This is a genomic window from Caldicellulosiruptor sp. F32 (genome assembly GCF_000404025.1).
Lineage (GTDB): Bacteria > Bacillota > Thermoanaerobacteria > Caldicellulosiruptorales > Caldicellulosiruptoraceae > Caldicellulosiruptor > Caldicellulosiruptor saccharolyticus.
Window position 1 is genome coordinate 1 of the sequence record NZ_APGP01000002.1, and the last position, 1873, is coordinate 1873.

At 37.0% G+C, this 1873-nt stretch carries 1 pseudogene and 1 riboswitch; the pseudogene reads right to left on the minus strand.

From position 1 onward, the window contains the following. Nucleotides 1–340: 340 nt before the first annotated feature. Nucleotides 341–430: riboswitch (cyclic di-GMP riboswitch) on the minus strand. A gap of 212 nt (nucleotides 431–642) precedes the next feature. Continuing rightward, nucleotides 643–1873 (minus strand): annotated as a pseudogene (locus tag H964_RS12460) (tapirin); the annotation flags it as partial.

Genomic DNA, 1873 nt, shown 5'->3' on the forward strand with positions numbered 1-1873 from the left:
TAACACAGCCGACATCGCCCCCAGTAAGACTGTGCTTAAAATAGCAATTATTATTATCACAATAATTAAAGCACTTCCACTCAAATTTATTTTGAATACTTTTTTACTAAAGGTCTCCCAATTTGTTCTCAACATTTCACACACTTCCTTAAACTCTTAACTATAGTTAAATACAACGCTAACAATAATTTTCTATTTCCTCTTAACTCTCTCCGTACTTCCCACTTGTTCATTAATTCTTTGCTACTAAAACAACAATGGATATAAAAATAAAAGCATCTGGCGGTCGCCAGATGCCATTTGCCAATAATTAAATATCTCACTCATCTCTTGGCATATTTTCGGCAGCCTGGCAACCATAGGAAGTTTTACTTCCGACAGGCCCATGGCTTTGCGCCCCTGCCTTTCGACAGGTTTGCCCTTTCGATATATGCCTTTACTCTTTTGGCAATCACAATCCTCTGTATATTATTATCTCACAAAACTTAGAGTTTTTCAAGCACATTTTTCAACTCCTGTATTCAAGTGTAATTAAATTTATTAATTTAAAGCTGCAAAGACTACCTCCACAACCATCTGAATGAGCATTACAATTGACCACACTCGTCATTGTTTTAAATAAACTTATTATCCTCACATCTACTACTTTATAACAATGTTTCGTCTTAAAATGTTATATAAAGTTTTTCTTCCAACTGCATCAGCCTCCGTATATATTATTTGAGATGGTTGAATACCTGTATTATTCTCAATGTCCTGCTGAATGGGTGGACTTGGCATTTGATACTTCAACGTTAGTCCTGCATATGGATTTCCCATAGTGTTAATATTGAAAGTATTACCAAGGGAGATAATTGAACCATTCAGAATGGTTAAGCCGCCACCCACAAATGTAATGTTTCCTCTTGAAATTAAATGCAGCTGGAGTGTTGAGAAATCAACAATTGGTAATCCCAATCTGTCTGATATCTCTATCCTTGCTTCATTATCGTTAATAAAGGATTCACCATATATTACTATCTGCGGTGGGGTTTGAGTTATGTCTGCAGTGCTGCCAAGCTGATGACTACCAACACTATCAGCTGGCAATGGTGTTGTTAGCAAACCACTGGTATAATCCCGATTTCTTATCTCATCTATCTCAGCTGGCGTAGGTGGATATGAAAAAGAAGAAGAATACGAAATTGTCCCACCATTATTTTGTATGGATATTATCGTGGATGCATCGGGAGTTGTTGCTATATATAATTTTGCTCCATTTTCAAGAATCAAGCGGGAACCATTCCGTACTACCAATGAATTGCAGTAAACCGCACTGTTGCTTTTCAACGTTACTGTTGCTCCATCAATAACCTCAAGTGTCCCTCTTATACTTGCTAAAGCTGAAACTTCCATGTTCACACCCGGTCCAGCTAGCTTTACATTGCTATCGGAAAACAATTGTACAAACTTATAGCTACCGGCCCCATATAATTGCATTTCCTGACCAACATAAATTGTTTTTGCATCAATATTAGTTGAGCGTGGGGATATCCTATTTGCTTTCAAACTTTTTTCTACATAAATCATGTTTCTTACAACTATATTGTTGTCACGACATCGCGAGTCACTATCTTGATTTATCACCATCTCACCTTTTGATATCAAATTGTCAATATTAAACACCGCACCACCGTCAATCGTCATGTCACCGCCTGAATAAACACTGCCATTTTCCACAGTCAGGTTTTTGTTAGTAATAAGAGCACCTTTCGAAAATATTGCATAATCAAGCGGTGATGAAGGAACAGACGTTGGTGATGGATTCAAAATTAAGTTCACTGAACCTTCACTGTTACCAGCTATTCCAACATCTAATCGTAATGTTCTTTTT